Annotated in this window: 21 protein-coding genes; 9 read left to right on the top strand and 12 right to left on the bottom strand. The window is 71.6% G+C overall.

Translation table 11 applies throughout. The features are described 5' to 3' along the window. The 6 genes from VG899_16020 to VG899_16045 form a co-directional block, all read left to right on the top strand. On the top strand, nucleotides 1-182 hold a 182-nt coding region (locus VG899_16020), incomplete at its 5' end, for a hypothetical protein (GenBank protein ID HWA67870.1). Then, nucleotides 179-730 carry a R3H domain-containing nucleic acid-binding protein gene (locus VG899_16025; protein HWA67871.1) on the top strand — a complete coding sequence of 184 codons (552 nt, stop codon included), beginning with the start codon at nucleotides 179-181 and terminating at the stop codon, nucleotides 728-730. The genes VG899_16020 and VG899_16025, both read left to right, overlap by 4 nt. Nucleotides 731-761: 31 nt before the next feature. Further along, complete coding sequence (gene rsmG, locus VG899_16030) at nucleotides 762-1361, top strand: 16S rRNA (guanine(527)-N(7))-methyltransferase RsmG (protein ID HWA67872.1); 600 nt, start codon at nucleotides 762-764, stop codon at nucleotides 1359-1361. After that, entirely contained in the window at nucleotides 1358-2284 is a 927-nt protein-coding gene (locus VG899_16035) for a ParA family protein (protein ID HWA67873.1), read from the top strand. Before rsmG ends, VG899_16035 begins: the two co-directional genes overlap by 4 nt. Next, nucleotides 2281-3183, top strand: coding sequence for a ParB/RepB/Spo0J family partition protein (locus VG899_16040; GenBank protein ID HWA67874.1), 903 nt, complete (start codon nucleotides 2281-2283; stop codon nucleotides 3181-3183). Before VG899_16035 ends, VG899_16040 begins: the two co-directional genes overlap by 4 nt. Nucleotides 3184-3286: 103 nt before the next feature. Next, a complete protein-coding gene (locus VG899_16045) occupies nucleotides 3287-3952 on the top strand; it encodes a GNAT family N-acetyltransferase (protein HWA67875.1) in 666 nt (221 codons plus the stop codon). Between the two features lie 207 nt (nucleotides 3953-4159). Here VG899_16045 and VG899_16050 read toward each other — a convergent pair whose 3' ends face one another. The 3 genes from VG899_16050 to trxB form a co-directional block, all read right to left on the bottom strand. Next, a complete protein-coding gene (locus tag VG899_16050; protein HWA67876.1) occupies nucleotides 4160-5299 on the bottom strand; it encodes an N-acetylmuramoyl-L-alanine amidase in 1140 nt (379 codons plus the stop codon). A 38-nt stretch (nucleotides 5300-5337) separates the two neighbouring features. Next, complete coding sequence (gene trxA, locus VG899_16055; GenBank protein HWA67877.1) at nucleotides 5338-5664, bottom strand: thioredoxin; 327 nt, start codon at nucleotides 5662-5664, stop codon at nucleotides 5338-5340. Between the two features lie 68 nt (nucleotides 5665-5732). After that, nucleotides 5733-6662 carry a thioredoxin-disulfide reductase gene (gene trxB / locus VG899_16060; protein HWA67878.1) on the bottom strand — a complete coding sequence of 310 codons (930 nt, stop codon included), beginning with the start codon at nucleotides 6660-6662 and terminating at the stop codon, nucleotides 5733-5735. Between the two features lie 102 nt (nucleotides 6663-6764). Here trxB and VG899_16065 point away from each other — a divergent pair, with 102 nt between their 5' ends. Next, entirely contained in the window at nucleotides 6765-7325 is a 561-nt protein-coding gene (locus VG899_16065; GenBank protein ID HWA67879.1) for a hypothetical protein, read from the top strand. Between the two features lie 4 nt (nucleotides 7326-7329). On the opposite strand, the gene VG899_16070 is transcribed toward VG899_16065, so the two are convergent. The 8 genes from VG899_16070 to VG899_16105 form a co-directional block, all read right to left on the bottom strand. Then, on the bottom strand, nucleotides 7330-8301 hold the full coding sequence (locus VG899_16070; protein HWA67880.1) for a hypothetical protein: 972 nt from the start codon (nucleotides 8299-8301) through the stop codon (nucleotides 7330-7332). Next, nucleotides 8298-8936: an RNA polymerase sigma factor SigM gene (gene sigM, locus VG899_16075; GenBank protein ID HWA67881.1), complete on the bottom strand. Its 639-nt coding sequence runs from the start codon at nucleotides 8934-8936 to the stop codon at nucleotides 8298-8300. Before sigM ends, VG899_16070 begins: the two co-directional genes overlap by 4 nt. Before the next feature lie 36 nt (nucleotides 8937-8972). Further along, nucleotides 8973-10385 (bottom strand): hypothetical protein, encoded by a 1413-nt coding sequence (locus VG899_16080; protein HWA67882.1) that lies wholly within the window; start codon nucleotides 10383-10385, stop codon nucleotides 8973-8975. Nucleotides 10386-10407: 22 nt separating this feature from the next. Then, complete coding sequence (locus tag VG899_16085) at nucleotides 10408-11574, bottom strand: NlpC/P60 family protein (GenBank protein ID HWA67883.1); 1167 nt, start codon at nucleotides 11572-11574, stop codon at nucleotides 10408-10410. Next, entirely contained in the window at nucleotides 11571-12086 is a 516-nt protein-coding gene (locus tag VG899_16090; GenBank protein HWA67884.1) for a hypothetical protein, read from the bottom strand. The genes VG899_16085 and VG899_16090 overlap by 4 nt, the downstream gene beginning before the upstream one ends. 64 nt (nucleotides 12087-12150) lie before the next feature. After that, nucleotides 12151-13761, bottom strand: a complete 1611-nt coding sequence (murJ, locus tag VG899_16095) for a murein biosynthesis integral membrane protein MurJ (GenBank protein HWA67885.1) — start codon at nucleotides 13759-13761, stop codon at nucleotides 12151-12153. After that, nucleotides 13758-15965, bottom strand: a complete 2208-nt coding sequence (locus VG899_16100) for a DUF6049 family protein (GenBank protein ID HWA67886.1) — start codon at nucleotides 15963-15965, stop codon at nucleotides 13758-13760. The genes murJ and VG899_16100 overlap by 4 nt, the downstream gene beginning before the upstream one ends. Further along, the gene (locus VG899_16105; protein ID HWA67887.1) at nucleotides 15962-16420 is read right to left on the bottom strand and encodes an NUDIX hydrolase; all 459 of its coding nucleotides are present in this window, start codon (nucleotides 16418-16420) and stop codon (nucleotides 15962-15964) included. Before VG899_16105 ends, VG899_16100 begins: the two co-directional genes overlap by 4 nt. 124 nt (nucleotides 16421-16544) lie before the next feature. On the opposite strand from VG899_16105, the gene VG899_16110 reads away from it, so the two are divergent. Then, nucleotides 16545-17993, top strand: a complete 1449-nt coding sequence (locus VG899_16110; GenBank protein ID HWA67888.1) for a CCA tRNA nucleotidyltransferase — start codon at nucleotides 16545-16547, stop codon at nucleotides 17991-17993. A gap of 146 nt (nucleotides 17994-18139) precedes the next feature. Then, nucleotides 18140-19516, top strand: coding sequence for a hypothetical protein (locus tag VG899_16115; protein ID HWA67889.1), 1377 nt, complete (start codon nucleotides 18140-18142; stop codon nucleotides 19514-19516). On the opposite strand, the gene VG899_16120 is transcribed toward VG899_16115, so the two are convergent. Further along, a complete protein-coding gene (locus tag VG899_16120) occupies nucleotides 19478-20788 on the bottom strand; it encodes a hypothetical protein (protein HWA67890.1) in 1311 nt (436 codons plus the stop codon). The two genes, VG899_16115 and VG899_16120, sit on opposite strands and share 39 nt — an antisense overlap. Nucleotides 20789-20814 lie beyond the last annotated feature (26 nt).

Genomic DNA, 20814 nt, shown 5'->3' on the forward strand with positions numbered 1-20814 from the left:
CGGCGCCGGGCGCGAAGCCCGGCAAGGGGACCGGCGACGTCGTACTGCCGCCGGGCGGAGCGATCGCGGGCGCCGGGCCCGGCGCGATGAGCGCGCCGCCGGTGAACAAACCCAAGCCGAAGCCGGCCAATCGACCGGCAGCCAACCGTTCGAACAAGCGCAAGCGACGAGGACGACGATGACGACCCAGCCCGACGACCCCGAGATCCCTACGGACGACGAACAGTCGCAGGACGACGCGACGCCCCGCGCGGACACGACCGCCGCCGGCGTGGCGCTGCTCGAGCGTGAAGGCGACATCGCCGCGGACTACCTCGAGGCGCTGCTCGACATCGCCGATCTCGATGGGGACATCGACATCGACGTCGAGGCGGACCGGGCGAGCGTGTCGATCATCGGCGAGGGCCTCGGCAGCCTGATCGGACCGGGGGGCGCGACGCTCGACGCGTTGCAGGAGCTGACCCGCCTCGCCGTCTACCGGGAGACCGGGGTGCGCAGCCGGCTGATGCTCGACATCGGTGGACATCGGGCCCGCCGCCGGGCTGAGCTGGCCCAGATCGGCCGTGAGGCGGCGGCGCGGGTGCTCGCCAGCGGCGAGCCGGAGCGCCTCGCCCCGATGACGCCGTTCGAGCGCAAGGTGGTCCACGACGCGGTGACCGCGACCGAGGGCGTCAAGAGCGAGTCGGAAGGCGAGGAGCCGCAGCGCCGAATCGTCGTCAGCCCTGCCTGACGACCCGGCGGTCGCACCACCCCAGGCGAGCCTGGTCTTCGGTGCCGACACCGACCGCGCGGCGCGCTACGCGGTGCTGCTCGCGACGATCGGGATCGAGCGAGGTCTGCTCGGCCCTCGGGAGGCCGACCGGATCTGGGGCCGCCATCTGTTCAACAGCGCGGCCCTTGCCCCGCTCGTCGCCTCGTCGGCCACCGTCGTGGACCTCGGCTCGGGCGCCGGGCTGCCGGGCATCCCGCTGGCGCTCGCCCGGCCAGACCTCCGGGTCGTGCTGCTGGAACCGATGGCGCGGCGGGTCCAGTTCCTCGAGGAGTGCGTGCGCGAGCTCGGTCTGGGAAACGTGACGGTGCATCGCGGCCGCGCGCAGGACGGCGTACCCGTCACTGCCGACGCGGTGACGGCCCGCGCTGTCGCGCCACTCGCCGCGTTGGCCGCGCTCGCGTTCCCGTTGTGCCGGCGCGACGGCGTGCTGTATGCCCTGAAGGGCGCCAAGGCGGCCGCCGAGGCTGCCGAGCTCGACCGGGGTGGCGGCTTCGTGTCGATCATCCACAACCTGACGGATGCCGACGACGAACCCGCTACGGTCGTCGAGGTGCGTCGATCGAACAAGCGAGGTAGGAAGGCGCCGTGACGATCGGACCGCTTGAGCCGAGCCGGCCGGTCGATCTCCCCGGCCCGCCCAGCGAGGTTTCACGTGAAACCGAGGCTGCCCCGCAGGACGTTCCCAGCCAGGCGGTTTCACGTGAAACGTCCGACGGTTGGCCGGGCCCGGCGCAGACCCGGGTGCTGACCGTCGCCAACCAGAAGGGTGGCGTCGGCAAGACGACGAGCACGGTCAACCTGGCCGCGGCGCTGGCTCAGCACGGCTTGAAAGTGCTGGTCGTCGATCTCGACCCGCAGGGCAACGCCTCAACCGCGTTCAACCTCGAGCACAGCCGCTCGACGCCATCGATCTACGACGTACTGGTCGGCAAGCGCCGTCTCGACGAGGTCGTCGTCCCGGTCCCCGGCATGACCAACCTGTGGTGCGCTCCCGCGACGGTCGACCTGGCCGGCGCGGAGAGCGAGCTCGTGAACACGGTCGCGCGGGAGTTCCGCCTGGCACGTGCGCTGCAGTCCGAAGCCGGCGGGATGGACTACGTGTTCATCGACTGCCCGCCCTCGTTGGGCTTGCTCACGGTGAACGCGCTCGTGGCGGCCCCGGAGGTGCTCATCCCGGTCCAGTGCGAGTTCTACGCTCTGGAGGGGTTGGCGCAGCTGCTCGACACGGTCGAGCTGGTGCGAAGCCACCTGAACGCCCGGCTCACGGTGTCCACGATCCTGCTCACGATGTACGACGGGCGCACTCGGCTGGCGGACCAGGTCGTGGCCGACGTGCGGAGCCATTTCGGGTCCCGGGTGCTCAACGAGGTCATCCCGCGAAGCGTGCGGGTCTCGGAAGCCCCAGGATTCGGCCAGACGGTGATCACCTACGACCCGTCCTCGCGAGGCGCGGTCGCCTACCGTGCCGCGGCATACGATCTGGCGATGCGGGCGCCCCGGACGACGTCGTGAACGTGCGCAAAGGCGGCCTGGGCCGCGGTCTCGGCGCACTGATCTCGGCGTCGCCGGCAGGTGACCCAGACGCGGGTGCCTACTTCGCCGACCTCCCGGTGGAGTCGATCGAAGCGAACCCGTGGCAGCCCCGCGACGTCTTCGACGAAGAGGCGATGGCCGAGCTGGTCGCGAGCATCCGCGAGGTCGGGGTGCTGCAGCCGGTGGTGGTCCGCGAGCTCGACGGCGACCGGTTCCAGCTGGTCATGGGCGAACGACGGCTCCGCGCGTCGCGGGAGGCCGGCCAGGCCACGATCCCGGCGATCGTGCGCCAGACCGGCGACGACGTCATGCTGCGTGACGCGCTGCTGGAGAACCTGCACCGCCAGCAGCTCAACCCGCTGGAGGAGGCCGCGGCCTACAGCCAGCTGCTCGAGGAGTTCGGCGCCACCCACGAGGAGCTGGCCGCCAGGATCGGCCGCTCCCGGCCCCAGATCAGCAACACGATCCGGCTGCTCGCGCTGCCGCCGACCGTCCAGCGGCGCGTCGCGGCGGGCGTGCTGAGCGCGGGCCACGCCCGGGCGCTGCTCGCGTTGCCCGACGCCGACGCTCAGGAGCGCCTCGCCGCCCGCATCGTCGCCGAGGGCATGTCGGTGCGGGCCACGGAGGAGGCCGTCACCTCGGGACTGGTCGAGACCAAGGTCCACGCCCGTCGCCGCAAGCCGCTGGCGTCGCCGGCGCTGGAGCGGCTTTCCGAGCAGTTGTCGGACCTGCTGGAGACCCGCGTGACGATCGAGCTCGGCCGTCAGCGCGGCAAGCTCACCGTGCAGTTCGCGTCGATGGGTGACCTCCAGCGGGTGCTGCAGGTCCTTGCTCCCGAGGTGGTCGCGGGTCAGCCGCTGACCGCCGACGAGGACTGAGCCCGCCCGTTCCGCGTGGCCGGCACTAGCCCGAATGGCTGACCGGCGATAGAGTCCCGCTTCGGCGATCTCCCCGTCGTCGTCCGGAGGGCGTTGTGCAGCCATGACCCGTCGACTGGTCAACATCACCCTGGACAACCTCGACGACCTGCCCGGGCGCTGCCGACGCTGCGTGTTCTGGGAGCTCGACCCCGTCGCCGGTAGCAAGGCCGCCGAGAACGGCGACACCGAGTTCGAGAAGGAGTCGTGGGTCTCCGCCGCCCTGCTGGAGTGGGGCAGCTGCGGCAAGATCGTCTACGTCGATGGCGTGGCCGCAGGTTATGTCATGTTCGCCCCGCCGTCGTACTCACCGAGGTCCGTCGCCTTCCCGACGTCGCCGGTGAGTGCCGATGCGGTGCTGTTGAGCGTGGCTCACGTGCTGCCGGAGTTCGCCGGCGGCGGCCTGGGCCGGATGCTCGTCCAGGGCGTCGCCAAGGACCTCGTTCGGCGCGGCGTCAAGGCGATCGAGGCGTTCGGGGACGCGGCCTGGGACGGTGTCGGCCACTGCGTGATCCCCGCGGAGTACCTGCTCGCCGTGGGCTTCAAGACCGTGCGGTCCCATCACCGCTATCCGCGACTGCGGCTGGAGCTGCGCTCGGTCGCGTCGTGGCGTGAGGACGTCGAGGTGGCCCTCGAGCGGCTGCTCGGCTCGATGGCCGGGGAAGGTCCGCTACGCACCGGCGCCTTCAGTGCACCGCGCGCGGTGACGCCGATCAGCAGCCCCAACTGACTCTCCGGCGTGTCGCAGGGCGTCCGCGGCCGGCGCCGTGAGAGGCTGACCGAAGCCAGTTGCCGGCGGCACAGCGCCCGCCCAACGAGTGGCCTTGGAGCGCCAAGTGCGCGAGCAGGGGTTCACCCTGGACGGAAGGTCGAGTCGTATCCGCCGCAAACGTCTCATGCCGTGGTCGACGGTTGGCCGTAATCAGTAGCGCCGAACTCAGCCGGCGAGCGCGCTGAGCCGGAACTGCCCGGTGGGCACGTCGAGGTGCTCCGGGAGGTAGAGCCGCTGCAGCGCCGCCACGACGGCTTCCGCGACCGCGTCGCGAAACTCGCTGGTGGCCAGCCGCGCCGCGTCGCTCGGGCTGCTGAGATAGCCGGCTTCCAGGCGCACCGCGGGCATCCTGGTCAGCCGCAGCAGCTCCCAGGACTTCGGGTGGGTCCGGCAGTCGAGCAGGTCGGTGCGCGAGGTGACCTCTCGCACGATCAGGTCGGCGAGCCTGGCGCCGATCACGGAGTGGCCGCTCTGGCCGGGACGCGCCGCGCCGTAGAAGTAGCAGGCGACCCCGCTGGGCTCGCCGCTGGCGGCCGCGTCGTGATGCAGCGAGACGACGAGCTCGGCGGCTACCTCGTTGGCGAACCGGGCGCGTTCGGTCTCGGGCGGATGGGTGTCTGCGCTGCGGGTGAGGTAGGTCGTCACGCCGAGCGCGCCGAGCCGACCCTCGATGCGGGTCGCCAGGTCGAACGCGAGCTCAGCCTCGGTCAGGCCGAACCCGCTCACTCCCTCGTCACTGCCGCCGTGGCCCGGGTCGAGCACGATCGTGCGTCCGGTGAGGTTCTGCCCGCTGCGACGCAGCCGCTCCTCCTCGCGACGCTCCGAAGGCGAGCCGCCGGTGACGGTACGGCGCAACCGCTCGAGGGCCCGCAGCGTGTCGGGTCCGAGCGTGCCGTCGGCGCGCAGCCCGACGTTGCGCTGGAACTCTCGCAGCGCAGCGTCGGTCGCCGTGCCGAAGATGCCGTCACAGCGTCCGGGATCGAAGCCGAGATCGAGCAGGCGCTGCTGGAGCACCGCGACGTCGTCGCCCACGAACGGCCGGTTGACCGTGAACGACAGCACCCGGTCGCCGAAGCGCCAATGCGCCTCGTCGAGGCAGCGGTAGGTCTCCGGCCCGACGATCCCGTCGATCCGCAGTCCGCGCGACTGCTGGAAGCCGCGCACCGCGCGATCGGTCGCGTCGTCGAACACGTCGCCGTCGGCGCCGGCCTCGGTCGAGGCGAGATCGAGCAGGCCGAGGCCGCTCAGCTTGGCTCGGATCTCGGCGACGCCGTCACCGCGATCCCCGCGCCGGAACTCCACCACGCTGCGATGCTACGCAGCCGGCAAGGCGGCGCCAGTGCTCAGAGGTAAGCCTCGAGGTCGCGCAGCAGCGCGGCCTTCGGCTTGGCCCCGACGATGGACTTGACGACCTCGCCACCCGAGAACACCGACATGGTCGGGATCGACATCACCTGGTAGCGCCGGGTGATTTCCGGGTTCTCGTCGGTGTTGACCTTGACGACGCGGATCTTGCCTGCGTTCTCGGTCGCGATCTCTTCGAGAACGGGCGCCACCATCTTGCACGGGCCGCACCACTCCGCCCAGAAGTCGACGAGCACAGGTACGTCGCTGCCGAGCACTTCGGCGTCGAACGTGGCGTCGGTCACTGCGGTGGTTGCGGCACCCATCGTGGTCTCCTGAGTCGGTCGGATGTTGTGATCAACGAGGCGCCGGGCGTGGTTGTTCCCGGCGTCTGTCAGTGCTGGTCTTCGAGGTAGCGCTCGACGTCGATGGCCGCGGCGCAGCCGCTGGCGGCCGCGGTGATCGCCTGCCGGAACGTCCGGTCGACGAGGTCGCCGCAGGCGAACACGCCTGGCAGGTTGGTCCGGGTGCGCGGCGAGTCGACGACGACGTAACCCTCGGCGTCGAGCGTCACCTGGTCACGTACCAGCTCGCTGCGCGGGTCGTGGCCGATCGCGACGAACACTCCGCCGACCGGCAGCGTCGACGTCTCACCGGTCGTGACGTCTTCGAGGACGAGTCCGCTGACCTTGTCCTCGCCGGCGACCTCCTTCACGACGCTGTTCCACGCGAACTTGATCTTCGGGTTGTCGTGTGCGCGGTCGGCCATGATCTTCGAGGCGCGCAGCGCGTCGCGCCGATGCACGATCGTCACCGACTCGCCGAACTTGGTCAGGAACGTGGCCTCCTCGACTGCGGAGTCACCGCCGCCGACGACCGCGATCGGCTGGTCGCGGAAGAAGAAGCCGTCACAGGTGGCGCACCAGGAGACGCCCCGCCCGGACAGCTCCTTCTCGCCGGGCACCCCGAGCTCGCGGTACGCCGAGCCCATCGCGAGGATCACCGTGCGTGCCAGGTGGGTCTCCCCGCCGACGCTCACCCGCTTGACCTCACCGGTCAGGTCGAGCTCCGTTGCGTCGTCGGTGATGATCTCGGCGCCGAACTTCTCTGCCTGCTTGCGCATCATGTCCATGAGCTCTGGACCCATCACACCGTCGGGGAAGCCCGGGAAGTTCTCGACCTCCGTGGTGTTCATCAGCGCGCCGCCGAACTGGAAGCCCTCGATCAGCAGCGGATGCAGGTTCGCGCGAGCGGTGTAGATCCCGGCGGTGTAACCGGCCGGGCCTGATCCGACGATGATGACGTCGCGCACCCCATCGGGCATGTTCGCTCACTTCCTCGCCGCGGCCGGGCGGCGTGCCCGCCGGCGGTGTCCTCGCCGCAACACCGATCCTAGGAAGGTCATTCCCGTGCAAGGCTGGCAGGTGTGTCCGAGCGGTCGGTGGTCATGCGCTGCGCCGTGCACTCGGGACGGGCGGCACACGACGAGTGCCCGGTGTGCGGGCGGGCCCGCTGCGACGACGACGTCCGGGAGTTCGGTTCCCGCGGCTGCGCCGCCTGCGTCGTAGACCAAGCGCCGGCGCGGCCCGTCTCTGCGCTGGCCGCGGTGGTGTCGGCCGCCGCGCCGATCGTCCCCGTGGCTGGCGTGGGCGGCTGGATCTACTCGCAGTACGTCGAGGTCCACATCTTCTCGTGGCTGGTTCCGGCGCTGATCGGGGTCGCGGGTTCGTCCGCATCGAGCGCGCTCGCGGCGCGGCGCACGCCGATGAACGCTGCCCGCCAGGTCAACAGGATCTGCGTCCTGACCGGCGCGGTCGCCGCCGTGCTCGGTACGGCGCTCGGCTTCCGGCTGTTCCCCCACGGTCCGCACGACCCGTTGCACCCGTGGCACGAAGTCGGCCTGCCCTACCTCGCCGCCGCAGTCGCCGCGGTGCTCTGGCCGCTCGCGCTCGGCCCGCCGCGGCGCAGCGAGCCGCGCGAGCCGTGAGGTATCAGCTCGCCGACAGCAGCTGGAAGTCGAGCAGTGAGCTGTCGTCGCAGGCCGGCGCCACGACGTACACGTCGATCTCGCTGCTGTCCTGCGGGTCGGTGAAGACGAGGACCAGCGCCGGCACGTGCCGCAGGTGGGCCTGCGGGTTGGACCAGCGCGCGTAGTCGACGGCGAGCGGTGCGGCCCCCGGCGTGTCGGTGATGAACGCGGCACACGCCAGGAGCTTCTGTGGCGAGTTGACGTAGGGCCGTAGCGGCGCCGGAACGAGCCCGACGGCGCTGAACTGCTGGCTGAACGACGATCCGGAACGGGCGGCATCGGCCGGCGGCTGGGCCACCGAGTTCTTGTGGACGGAGGCAGCGGTCGGAGCCGGGGCGATCGGCGCCTGGCCGCTGTCCGGGACCGGAGCGCTGCCGGCGCCGTTCGCGGCACCGACCGGGGTGCCCGCCGTCAGCCCGCCGGTGACCAGGCTGGGGGCGAGTGCGGCGAGCGAGGTGGGGGTGTAGGTCCGGCCCGTGTCCTCGCTCAGCAGGGGCTGGCGCGCGGTGGTGGCGACCAGCGGTGCTGGACCGGCGCTGGCCCCAGCATTGGTCGAGGGGTGGTGGCCGCCGCGCGTCGCCAGGATCGCCGAGACCGACGCGATGAGCACGACGGCCGCGGCCGCCGCCCCGGCCCACGCCGGGTTCACCCGCCGGCGCTGCCGTACCTGGGTGAGGTCGGGGACGACGGTGTCCTCCGCGGACTGCTGACCGGCGCCGGCGAGCGCTCGATCCAGCCGGGCGGCGACGTCGGCGGGGATCGAAACGGGGCCGAGGCCGTGAAGGGCGGCGGCCGCGGCGTCGAGCGTTGCCGCGCGAGTGGCACATTCCTCGCAGGTCGCGAGATGGTCGGTGGCGGTGCGGGCCTGCCGGCGCCCGAGCAGTCCTTCGGCGAGCTCGGCGAGCTCGTCGAACGACAAGTGCTGCTCGCTCACCGGGTCTCTCCTTCGGTTGCGGGTCTGGCGTCGTCGGTCTCGGTTTGGACGCGCTCGGCCGCGCCATCGTTCCGATGCGGGTGCTCGGTGTCGCGTCGGGGGTCGAGATCGTGAAGCTGCTGCGCCAGGCGAGCGCGGGCCCGGGCGCAGCGGCTCTTGACGGTCCCGGACGGGACGTCGAGGATCGCCGCCGCCTCCTCGACGCTGAACCCCTCGATGTCGACCAGGACTACCGCGGCGGCCTGCTCGGCCGGCAGGGTCCGCAACGCGGCCGTGACGGCCAACGCGGTCTCGTGGGCGCCGATGTCGTCGGGCGCACTCGTCGCGGGGTCGGTGAGCAGCGGTTGTGTCGGGCGCACCGCCCGTCGGCGCGCAAAGTCCAGGCACGCGTTCACGACGATGCGGTGCAGCCAGGTGGTGACCGCCGAGTTGCCGCGGAAGCTACGGGCGCCGCGGTGTGCCGACAGCAACGCGTCCTGTAGGGCGTCCGCGGCGTCGTCCGGGTTCCCCAACGTGCGCAGCGCGACCGCCCACAGCCGGTCGCGGTGGCGGGTGACCAGCGCCGCGAATGCCGCAGGGTCACCTGCGACGTGCTGCGCGAGCAGCTCGGCGTCGCTCACCGTGCCCTCGGTCATCCCGGGCAGGCTATCGGCGAAGTCGGGCGGCGACGGTCAGCGCAGCAGCGCGACTTCGGAGATGCCCAGCGAGAAGTCACCGGTCGAGGTCTGCGGCAGCGAGGTGATCCAGATCAGCCAGTAGCGGGCGGTCGCCGCCTTCGTCAGCCGCAGCGTGAGGGCGGCTGGGCTGCCGTCGCGGCTGGCGACGACCGGCAGGTCATCGGCAGCGGTGGGCCGGTCGTCGCCGGCACGGATCTCGAGGTCTGCGCCCGGGTCGGACATCAGCAGCCGGACCGTGTCGACGTCCTTGGGGCGACCGAGGTCGACGAGCAGTCCGACGCCGTCCTTCAACGATCCGAAGTGGGCGTTGCCGTGATAGACGTCCGTGCTCCACGAGGTGGACGGGTCGTCGTCGACGGTCAGTCCCACGCCACCGGGGTCCTCGACGCCGTTGCCCTGCGGGTCGAAGCTCGTGACGGTCGGCGGCGTGGTCCAGACGAGCCGGGTGCCGGGCCCGCGCCCGTGCGGTTGGGTGAGCGTGGGCACCACAGTGCGGTCCTCGCCGGGAACCCTGCCGAGATCGCTGCCGGCCGCCCAGGAGGCGAAGCCCACGCCGGTGACGAGCAGCGGCGGGACGACCCACCACGCGACGCGACGCCATTGGTCGCGGCGAGGCGAGTCGGCGTCGTCGACCACGGCCACGAGCGGGGTCTGCGGAAGCGCGTCGAGCGCCCGGGCCACCGCTGCGGCGTCCGAATAGCCGCCTTCGAGGGCTCGGGCGGTGACCTCGTCGAGGGCCCGGCTGACCGAGCGGCGTTGCTGGCGCGGGTGCATGCCGTCGCCGCGGTTTGTGCCCGGCAGCCCGCGCCAGCCGGGCAGCGGCCACCGCCCGGTCACGGCGGCGAACAGCAGCGCGCCGAGACCACGCACGTCGGCGTACTCGTCTCGATCGCCACCGAGCTCGCGATGGGTTTCGAGACCGGTCAGCCGCGGGTTGCCGTCGGCGGCGACGATCACCTCGTCGGGATGCAGTGCGCCGTGGCCGGCGTCGGCACGCTCGGCGGCGGCGACGGCGTGTGCGCAGGCGGCGACCAGGTACGTCGCGACCTGGTCACGCAACGGCTCGCGGCCCACCAGGGCGGTCAGGGTCTGCCCGTACACCCATTCGCAGACCACCCACAGCGTGACCTGCCGGCCGACCGGCGTGAAGCCGACGTCGAGGATGCGGACCCATCGCGCGTCGGAGACGCTGCCTGCCCGCCCGGCCGCCGTCGTCAGCCGTTTGGCGTCGGTACGGGTGCGTCCGGCGATGAGGTGGATGGCGATGGTGCGGTCCAGCACGAGGTCGGTGCCTCGCCACAGCTGCTTGTCGCCGTCGGTGCGGCAGTGCTCGTCGAGCCGGTATCTGCCGTCGAGCAGGGCGCCGGCTTCGACCGTGGCAGCGGCCCGGGGATGGTTGGGCGCCACCCGCCGATGTTAGGCGCGAGGCCTACGCGAGCGGGCTCATGACGACCGACGGCGTCGCCGTCGGCGTGGGCGAGGCGGTGACGGGCGGCTCGATGGTGGACGCCCACGGCCGGGTCGCGCCGTACAGGCCGTCGAAGTAGACCGGCTCGATCTGGACGTCGGTGCCGGTGTGCGGAGCGGCGATCATCAGTCCGCCGCCGATGTAGATCGTGACGTGGTGGATGCTCGCCGGGTTGTTCATGTCGTAGGCCCAGAACAGCAGGTCGCCGGGTTCGAGCTCGGCCCACGTCGGGTGCGGTCCGGCGTTGTACTGGTCGGCCGCCACCCGGGGCAGCGTGATCCCGGCGTGGGCGTAGGACCACTGCACGAGCCCGCTGCAGTCGAAGACGTTCGGGCCGCTGCCGCCCCAGACGTAGGGGTCGCCGAGCCGGGTCCGCGCCCAGGCGATCGCGGCGGCGGCCACCGAGTTCGTGGCTTGCTGTGCGCCGTCGCCCACCGTGCCGCCTTCGGAGGTGACGGCGGTGGCGAACTCCGCGGCCCCTTGGGTGGACTGGGCCTGCTCGTCGGCTTTCTCGAGGCGCAGCACGGTGTCGCTGGCGTTTGCCAGCTCCGTGCGCTCGGTACGCAGGGCGAGCTGCACCGCGCTGCTGGCCCGGCTGGCCTGCGCCTGCAACGCGGTCACCCGAGCGGTGATGGCGGCGTCGCGCTTGTCGAGATCCTGCGCGGTCGCCACCGTGGCGGCCGCTGCGGCGGCGCTGCGCGACTCGTAGCCGATGACCGCGCTGGCGAGGTGGTAGCGATCGATCGCGTCCACCGGGTCCTCGCCGGAGAGCATGGTCGCGAGCAGGACCGGGTCGCCACCGCTCTCGTAGAGCGCGCGGGTACGCGCGATCAGGTCCTGCTGGGCGGCGGCGGCGCTGGCCTGGACGGCATCAAGGGCCTGGTCGGCCTGCTCCTGGTCGGAGACCGCCTGGCTCAGCTGCGCTTCCGCCTTGTCGTAGCGCTCGCTGGCGACCTCGGCCTGCGTCTGGAGCCGGTCGATCGACGTCGTGAGCGCGGCGGCCTGGGCGCGAGCGTCACCGATCGCAGTGGCGCTGGCCAGTGGCGACGTGGTGACGGCGAACGCGGCGGCGGCCAGGCCTGACAGTGCGATCAGACTGGTCGAGCGGCGAACGCACCCCCTGGTCAATCTTCCTCTTGGTTCGCGTCACCGTGCTCGTAGGCGACGAGCAGGCTGTGCATGAAGCCGAGGTGGCCGAACAGCAGGGTCTTGGCCTGGCGGCGGATGACGAGGTGCACGGTGCCGTCCTGGTCGACGGTGAACTCTCCCGAGTTGCCGCATTCCGCTGCCTGGTTGCTCGCGCCGGTGCACAGGTAGTCGCAGCCGAGGGGGATGTCCCCGGGCGGTGAAAGGGTCGCCTCCGCGGTCAGCTCGTTGCGGCAGTCGGCGGGCTGGTTGCCCGCGAGATACACCAGGGCGGCCTGGAAGGCGGTGTTCGCCGACTTGTCGCTGCCGTCGGCGTTGAACCAGGCTTGGCTGGCGGCGTACGCGGCGTTCTGCGCGTCGCTTTCGGCCTTCAGATGCGTCGCGATCGTGAAGAAGGTGTCGTAGCCCAACAGGCCCAGCACCGCCAGCGCCACGGCGATCTTGACGATTCCGGGGATCGCAAAGGCGCCACGATCGTTCCCGCAGTGCCGCATAGCCGGAAATCTCGGCGCGAAACGAGGCCTCCTTTACCTTGCGGCGGTCCTTGCCGGCTCGCGGCTAAACGTTTCTGCGCCCGATCGGCAGCATCCCCGCGAGCTGGTTGAGCTCGCGCACCCGCATCCGCCGGGCCAGCGCCAGGAAGCTGCCGAGCGCCACGGGAGCCGCCACGACGATCGCCGCCAACGACCCGCCGGTGCCGGTCCCGACCGCGTGACGGACCGCCAGCGTCAGCAGCTCGGCCGGTATCGCCGCGACCAGCGCGGCGACGAGCAGCCGGACGTAGGTGCGGATCACGTGGGTGCGGCGGGTGGCGTGCAGCCGGCGCCGGAGCTTCACTGCGAACACGGCGGTGCCCAGCAGGTAGGACACCGAGTAGCCGATCGCCAGCCCCACGACCTTGTTCGAACCGGACAGCACCTTGTAGAGCACGACGTCGAGCAGCAGGTTGATCGCGGTGATGACGAGGTTCACCAGTGCCGGGGTGCGCGCGTCGTGGACCGCGAGCCACGCGCGCAGCTGCATCTGGAAGGTCGAGAACGGGATCAGCCCGACCGCGAAGCCGATCAGCACCCGTCCGGTGAGAGCGGCGCCGGTATGGCTGGTGTGGCCGTGGGCGAGGACCAGGACGGCGATCGGAGAGCCGAGCGTGAGCAGCAGCAACGTCGCCGGGACGAGGACGACGCCGGCCAGCGACAGCCCTTCGGCCAGTGTGTGGGCGACCTCCGAGTCCTCGCCCGCTGTCCCGCTGCGACTCATCGACGGGAAAAGCGCGGTGATGACGGTGACCGCGACGACGGCGTACGGCAGGGAGAACAGCACGTAGCCGTAGGAGTACACGGCGAGCTCCCCCTTGCCGTGGTTGATCGCCTCGGCCAGGTCGGAGATGACGACGTAGCCCAGCTGGTTCGTGACGACGTAGCCCAGCACCCACCCGGCGAACGGGCCGGCTTGGCGCAGCCCCGACCCGCGCCAGTCCCATCGCGGGCGAAGCCGGAAGCCGACGTGGCGAAGTGCCGGGGCGAGCGCGACCGTCTGGAGCACGACGCCGGCGGTCGTCCCGATCGACAACACGAGGATCTGCCCGTGGGACAGATGTCCGGCACGTGGCGCCGTGTGGGTCATTGCGGCGAAGGTGATGCCGGAGCCGATCACCACCAGGTTGTTCAGGACCGGTGCCCACATCGGCGCCACGAAGCTGCCGCGCACGTTGAGGATCGCGCTGAGGATCGCGCCGAGACCGTAGAAGAGCAGCTGGGGCAGGAAGTAGCGCGCGAAGGTGACGGCGAGAGCCTTCTGCGCGGACCGGGCGTTGTGGGCGTACAGCGAGATGATGGCCGGCGCTGCGATGACCGCGATGACGGCCACGACCGTCAGCGTCACCGCGACGATCGTCACGAGCCGCTGGGCGTAGGCCTCGCCCTCGTCGGGTTCCTCGCTTGCCGCCCGGACCAGCAGCGGCACGACCAGCGCCGAGAGGATCCCGCCGAGCAGCAGGTCGTAGAGCGCGTTGGGGACGGTGTTGGCGACGGTGTAGGCGTTGTTGACGGGCCCGACGCCGAGCGCATAGGCGATCACGACCGTGCGGACGAAGCCGCTCCCGCGGCTGGCGAGCGTTCCGGTCGCCATCGCCAGCCCGCTGCGGGCGAGAGTGCTACGGCCCTCGGTCACGCTGTGGGGGCGCTTGATGCCCGTCGCGCGTTGATGGCGCGGCGGGTGAGCCGGATCGCGACCGCGACGAGCAGCGCCGCCGTCGCGACTCCGGTGATCACGAGTGTGATCGTGCCGTAAACGGTGGATCGGACGAACAACTGGACCGGCGTGCCGTACTTCTGGCCGTTCGGCGTCAGCAGCTGGACGTCGAGGGAGAACACCCCCGAGGTCTTCGCGGTCGCGTGGACGTCGACCGTGGTCTGCTGGTCGGCCGGCACCGTGACGGCCACGCGGCCGTGGTTGGGCAGCGTGAGCCGCTCGTGCGCGTCGAGCTGGACGGTGATCTGGGCCGGTGCGTCCAGCGTGTTGGCGATGGTCACCGGAACCTTGCCGCCGTGGCCGGTCAAGGTGACCGTGCTTCCTGCCTTGGACACGATGTGGACGCCCGAGGTCATCGTGCGCAGTGCCCGGGAGAAGTCGGTCATCCAGCCGCGCCGCGGTCCGGCCACGCCGCGCCAGGCGGTCGAGAGGGCGCGCAGCAGCCCGGCGCTGAGCGGTCGGGTCTCGGGATCGCCCGGCGGCAGGATGCTGGTCAGCTGGGAGAGCGCGTGCTGGCGTTGCGCCACCTGGCCGACGTACGCCGGCGGCAGCTCGCTGGCCCGGTCGGCGGAGGGGTAGGTCAACGACTGACGCTCGACCGCGCTGTCCGGCGACTGCGCCAGGATCGTGCTGAGGGTGGTCGGCTCCAGCCACGGGACCTTGCCGGTGTCGGCGAGCAGGTTCGCGGCGTAGCTCTGCGAGGGCTGCCAGCGGGGCGCGGGCGCGATCAGGATGCTGCGCTGGTCGGAGGGGGCCTCGGCTTCGATCATGAGGGTCTCGCCGAGGTAACGCTGCAGCGCCACCGCCGAGTCGGCGCCGCTGTTGGCCCCTGCGCTGACCGCGTCGGAGAGGATCGAGTCGGACAACGCGGTCGGGATGTCACCGGCGGCCGTCACGAGCGAGGCGCGCGAGGACGGCGTCTCGTTCGGTGTCTCGAGCGGCGGCAGCGCCGCGTCGCTGAGCACCAGGCTGGTCGCGTCGTCGCTGAACAGGGCGTCCGCGGCACGCTGGTCGAGAACTCCACCCGGCGGCCAGCCCGTCGGAAGCAGTGAGGCGTCGGGCAGCAGCTGTCCGAGCAGGGCACGTCCGGCGGTGGCGGCGACTCCGACCAGCGTGGACAGCCCGCCGCGAACGGCAGCGACGACGTCGGGGTCGCCGTACGGAACCGGGACCACCGGCTGCCCGCTGGTCGCGGAGCGCAGCGCCGACAACCACGACTTCGCCGCGCTGCTGCCCTTGCCGGGCGTCGGCTTGGGCGAGCCGGCGACCTGGTAGCTCGACCGCATGGCGTTGACGTCGTCGACCAGCATCGGGTCGAGCACCCAGGTGACGGGGACGTCGCGCGCCGGGTTCGGGGGTTGTCGGGGAGGCCGCCGCCCGTGGCGGCTGCCCCGGTCCTGCGGGGCTACCGGTGGCGGTGCCTGCTGGGCTGCCGCAGCGGCGGCGGTCACCAGGTTGTCGAGCCGGCCGCCGGCGGCGAGCTCGCTGGCCAGGTCGTCGTCGGTCCACCAGGTCGAGGTCACCCGGTGAGGCTGGTCGATGAGCGGCCACAGCCACGCCACCTGGAGCTGGGTCGGGCCGACCGCGTCGCGCGGCGCCCACGGCAGGAAGGTACGAAGCGCTCCGACGGTTCCCGTGACGCCGAGACTGTCGCCGGTGACGGCGACGCCGAGCTCACGCACTTCCCACGTCGAGTCGGGCAGCCCGGTGGTCGCGGGATCGAGCGTCACCGAGATCTCGAACGGCTCGCTGGCGCCCGGACCGAGGCTGGTGCGGGTCAGCGGCGCGGGCTGCCCGAGCGATTCCGTGAGCTCGTCGACACTGCCGTTGGGGTCGGCGGCGAAGTCGTCGAAGGTGCTGCGGGCGCTGATCGGACCGCTCATCCGCAGCCCGGCGCTCAGGTCGGTGACGGTGGCGTCCGACACGTTCGTGACGCTGCCGCGGACCACCAGGACGTCCTCGGGCTGCGGCGCGACCGGGCGCAGCGAGGCGAGCGTGACGACGATCGGCGCGGTCACCGTGTCGTCGTCGGCGGCCGCCGACTGACCGGCGGCGATCAGCGGTGACAGCGCGAGCGTGAGGCAGGCGAGGACGCCCGCCGCGTGCCGACTCCGCAGCCTCACGCGGTGTCGGCGAGCAGCCCTGGCACGGCTTGGATCAGCCGGCGCTCGTCGTCGTAGGCGAGCCTGGTGCCGAGCTCGCTGAGCGGCACCCACTCGACCTCTTCGACCTCGATGTCGTCGTCGGAGAGCTCACCGCTCTGCGCCATCAGCAGGAAGTGGTGCACCGTCTTGTGGATGCGGCGACCCTCCGCCACGAACCAGAAGTCGATGGTGCCGAGGGGGGCGAGGACCTTGCCGGTGATCCCGGTTTCCTCGGCGACCTCACGGATCGCAGCGGCCTCAGTCGTCTCACCGGCCTCGACGTGGCCCTTCGGCAACGACCAGCGCAGCCGGCCGCGGCGGTCCAGGCGACCGATCAGCGCGGCGCGTGCGGCCATGTCGGTGCCGTCGACGACGAGCCCGCCCGCGGACGTCTCCTCCACCCGGCGGAGAGACCTGCGCGCCGAAGGGGACATGCCCCGATCCTACGAGCGAGAGGGAGTCGCCGGCGTCGTTCTCGTCGGCGCCGGGCAGCCCGGTTCGCCCGCTCGCGTCCGCCTCGGCGACCCTCGTTCGCACGCGCTGTCTAGGCTTGTCGGAATGCCGTCTGGGGAGCCGTTCTCGTTCGGTGCGGCGGCCGAGCGGGCGATCACCGAGCTGGTCCGGCTCAGCGCGGTCACCGACCCGCTTGCCAGCCGGTTCACCGAGGCCGGCCACGACCTCTACCTCGTCGGCGGCCCGGTCCGGGATGCTCTGCTCGGTCGGCCGACCTCGGATCTGGACTTCACGACCGACGCCCGGCCGGAGCAGATCCTGGCGCTCGTCTCCTCGCTCGGCCCCACCTGGACCACCGGGATCAGCTTCGGGACGGTCGGGGTCCAGCTGGCGGAGCACCGCTGCGAGATCACGACCTATCGCAGCGACAGCTACGACGCCGCGTCACGCAAGCCGCAGGTCGAGTTCGGCGACACGATCGAGGGCGACCTGGTCCGTCGCGACTTCACCGTGAACGCGATGGCGGTGGCGCTCCCGCTCGACGCGGCGCGCCCGATCGTCGATCCGGCGGGCGGGCTCGACGATCTCGCGGCAGGGGTGCTGCGTACGCCGATCGAACCGGAACAGTCCTTCAGCGACGACCCGCTGCGGATGATGCGCGCGGCCCGTTTCGTGTCGCAGCTCGGCTTCACCCTCGACGCGTCGACCTATCAGGCGATTTCCCGGATGACCGAGCGGCTGGGCATCGTCAGCGCCGAACGAGTGCGCGACGAGCTCACCAAGCTGCTGTTGGGTGACGACCCGCGTCGCGGGCTGGCGATCCTCGTTGACAGTGGGATGGCCGAACACGTGCTGCCCGAGGTCGCCCGACTGCGCGAGACGGTCGATGAGCACCGCCGGCACAAGGACGTCTACGTGCACACGTTGACCGTGCTCGAACAGGCCATCGCGCTGGAGCCGGACGGTCCGGACCTCGTATTGCGGATGTCGGCGTTGCTGCACGACATCGGCAAGCCCAAGACGAAGTCACTCGACCCGGCGGGGAAGGTCAGCTTCCACCACCACGAGGTGGTCGGTGCCGCGATGACCCGTACCCGGATGACGGCGCTGCGCTACCCGAAGGACGTCGTCGAGGACGTGTCCCGGCTGGTCGAGCTGCACCTGCGCTTTCACGGGTACTCCGGTGGCGCGTGGACCGACGCGGCCGTCCGCCGCTACGTCCGGGATGCCGGACCGTTGCTCGGCCGGCTGCACCTGCTCACCCGCTCCGACTGCACGACCCGCAACGCCCGCAAGGCTGCGGCGCTGGCTGCGGCCTACGACTCACTCGAGCAGCGCATCGCCGAGCTCGCCGAGCAGGAGGACCTGGCCGCGATGCGGCCCGACCTCGACGGCAACGACATCATGGCGGAGCTCAACCTCCCGCCGGGCCGGGCCGTCGGCGAGGCCTACCGCCACATGCTGGCGCTGCGCATGGAACGGGGCCCGATGTCGCGCGAAGCAGCGGTGGCGGCGCTGCACGAGTGGGCCGCCGAGCAAGGGATCGGGACGTGATCGGACCTGGCCGGGTGAGCGCGGGATGTCCCGTTCGCAGCGGGCAAGTGAGATGATCAACCTCTCGTCCGCCGCGCGCCGAGACAGCTGAGTTCTGGTTATTGCGGGCCATGGAGTCCGACGGTGATGAAGGTGACAATGAAGGCATGAGCGACACGTCTGGTGCCGCCGCATCGCGGCAGAGTGGCCCGTGGCTGGTCGCTCGCGGCGGGCTTTCGGTCGCTGTCGTCGCGGCCGGCGTCGTCGTCGCGGTGACGCGGGGGAGCTCACCGATCACCAGTGCGGCCACCATCCTCCGGGACCCGCGCGATGCGACGGTGCGCACCGCATCGGGTGCCACTCACGTCGGCAGCGACGGCGAGTCGATCACCGACGGCGAGGTCGTCATGACCGGCCCGCACGGCGTCGCCGACCTCGACACCCGGGGCCGCAACGTCCTGCTCTCCGGCGACGCCGCCCTCGAGGTCGTCGACGGCGAGCACCAGCAGTTGAAGACCGGCACCGCCGTAGTGGACGCCCGAAACGGCGCAGGGCTGCTGCTCGACCTCACCGGCGACACAGTCTCGGTCCCGCAAGGATCCGCGACCGAGGCGGCTCGCGGGGTCTCGGTGCGGGTGGGGTCGCTGGTCGGTCCAGCTTCGGTCACCAGCTCCAACGGTCGGCGACTGTCGATCCCGCGGCTCTACCAGGCCCTGCTCAGCGGCGATGCGTTGCCGGCGGATGTCGCGCCACTGCATCTGTCCGACAGCAACGACGAGGTCGAGGTCATCCCGCACGTCGTCGCCGACGACCTGTCCCTGAAGAGCCTGGCGCGCGGCATCGACACCACCGGCCGGTCGACCGCCCGCGTCATCGAGGCGTCCTGGTCCGGGATTCGCCAGCCGGTGCCGGACTCGCACACCCGCAGCGAACGCGTGCTGCCGGTGCTCATCGCCGACGCGACGCACGGCGGCCAGCTGCAGCAGCGCTACGACGACGCGGTCGACTGGCGTGCCGAGGGCGGTTCGTGGGGTGTCGTGCTCCACCTGCTGGACGGGACTGCCGCAACCGTCGAGTCGACACTCGCCTCGCTGCAGAAGGCCGCGCAACCAGCGGGTCAGGTCGGCACCGTCGTCACCGTCGGCGCGACCACCGTGCCGACCGGGCCGACCGCGATTGCGACTCCGCCAGTGATCGGCGGCAAGACGACCTTCCCGACCGCGCCGGTGTCGTCGCAGTCCCCGCCGCCGGCGACGACCCCGCCGACGCAGATCCCGCCGAACCTGCTGGGCGGGCTGATCGAGACCCTGCAGTCGGTGATCAGCGGTGTCCTCAACCTGTTGCCGCACGACTCGACGGCGCCCACCGACACGACGACGCCGACGACGCCGAAAGGCAGCACCGCGACGACGTCGACCGTCAAGGGCTCGCCGGACACGACCGTCGTCCGGACGGGCAAACCGGCCACGCCGACACCGAGCCCGTCTGCGACGCCGGACGGGTTGCTAGGCGATCTGCTCGGTGGGCTGCTCGGCCAGCACTGACCCGGCCGTCGCGGCGTAGCCCGCCGCGAGCAGCAGGTACGCCGCGCTCATCGCCAGCACTGCGGCGACGCTGCGGCCGTCGTCGGGCATGAGGTAGGCCGAAACGACCGCCGCCGCCGCGAAGCAGATGTTGCCGGCGGCGTCGTAAATGGCGAAGGCTCGTCCGAGGTAGTCGTCGTCGACCGTGGCCTGCACGGTCGTGTCCACGCAGATCTTGGTGCCCTGCATCGCGAAGCCGAGCACCACCGCGGAGACGGTGAACAGCGCGAGGGAGAACGGCAGACCGAAGGCGAGCTCGGACGCCGCCGGCAGCAGCGTGGTCGCGACGATCCATGCCCGCCGGCCGATGATCGCGGTCACCCGCGGCGTGATCGCCGCGGCGGCGACCAGGCCGATGCCGCCGGCGGTGGCGGCTTGGCCGGCACCCGACAGCCCGGCCCGCAGCAGACCTTCCGAATGGAAGGAGTAGCGGTAGAGCAGCAGCAGCATGATCGTCCACGCGCCGAACAACGCCCGCTGCCCGCACAGCACGGCGAGCGCGAAGGCCGCCTCGCGGCGCGACCACAGGTGCCTGGCTCCAGCGACCAACCCGGAGGCCACCTCGGCCAGATGCTTCGCGAGAGCCTCGCCGGGCTGCTCGTGAGGACCGAGGGCGTCGGCGGGCAACATCAGGGCGACCGCGCCGGCGACGAGGTAGCCGAGCGCCGACAGCGCCGCCACCAGCGCGCTGCCGTGATCCCCGGCCCCTACGACGTCGCGGGCGCCGACCCCGATCCCGCCGCCGATGATCGTGACCACCGTCCCGGCCGTGGTGCTGAAGGCGTTGCCGAGCACGAGCCGGTCGGAGCCGACCACACTCGGCAACGAGGCGCTCTGGGCGGCCAGGTAGAACCGGTTGACCGCGATCGCGCTGAACGCTGCCGCTTCGAACCCGACCGAGGTCGACCCCACGGTGAGGAGCAGGAGCGCGGACAGCGCGGCGAGCGCGGCGTGCACCGCGGCGCCACGGGAAAGGATCCGCTGCCGCCGCCAGCGGTCCAGGAAGATGCCGACGAACGGGCCGAGCAGGCTGTAGGGCAGGACGAGCAACGCCAGGCCGCCGGCGATCTGGGCGGGCCTGGTCTGGTGGTCGGGGTTGAACAGCAGGGCGCCGTACAGGCTCGCTTGAAAGATGCCGTCGGCGGTCTGCGAGGTCAGTCGCGACGCGAGCAGAACGCGAAACTGCCGCTCACCGAAGAGTCCGTGAAGACTCTCGGTGCGCGGCAGTCGCATGACCGCACGTTATGTCGTGCGGTGTC

The organism is Mycobacteriales bacterium, from assembly GCA_035550055.1.
Lineage (GTDB): Bacteria > Actinomycetota > Actinomycetes > JAFAQI01 > JAFAQI01 > DASZTV01.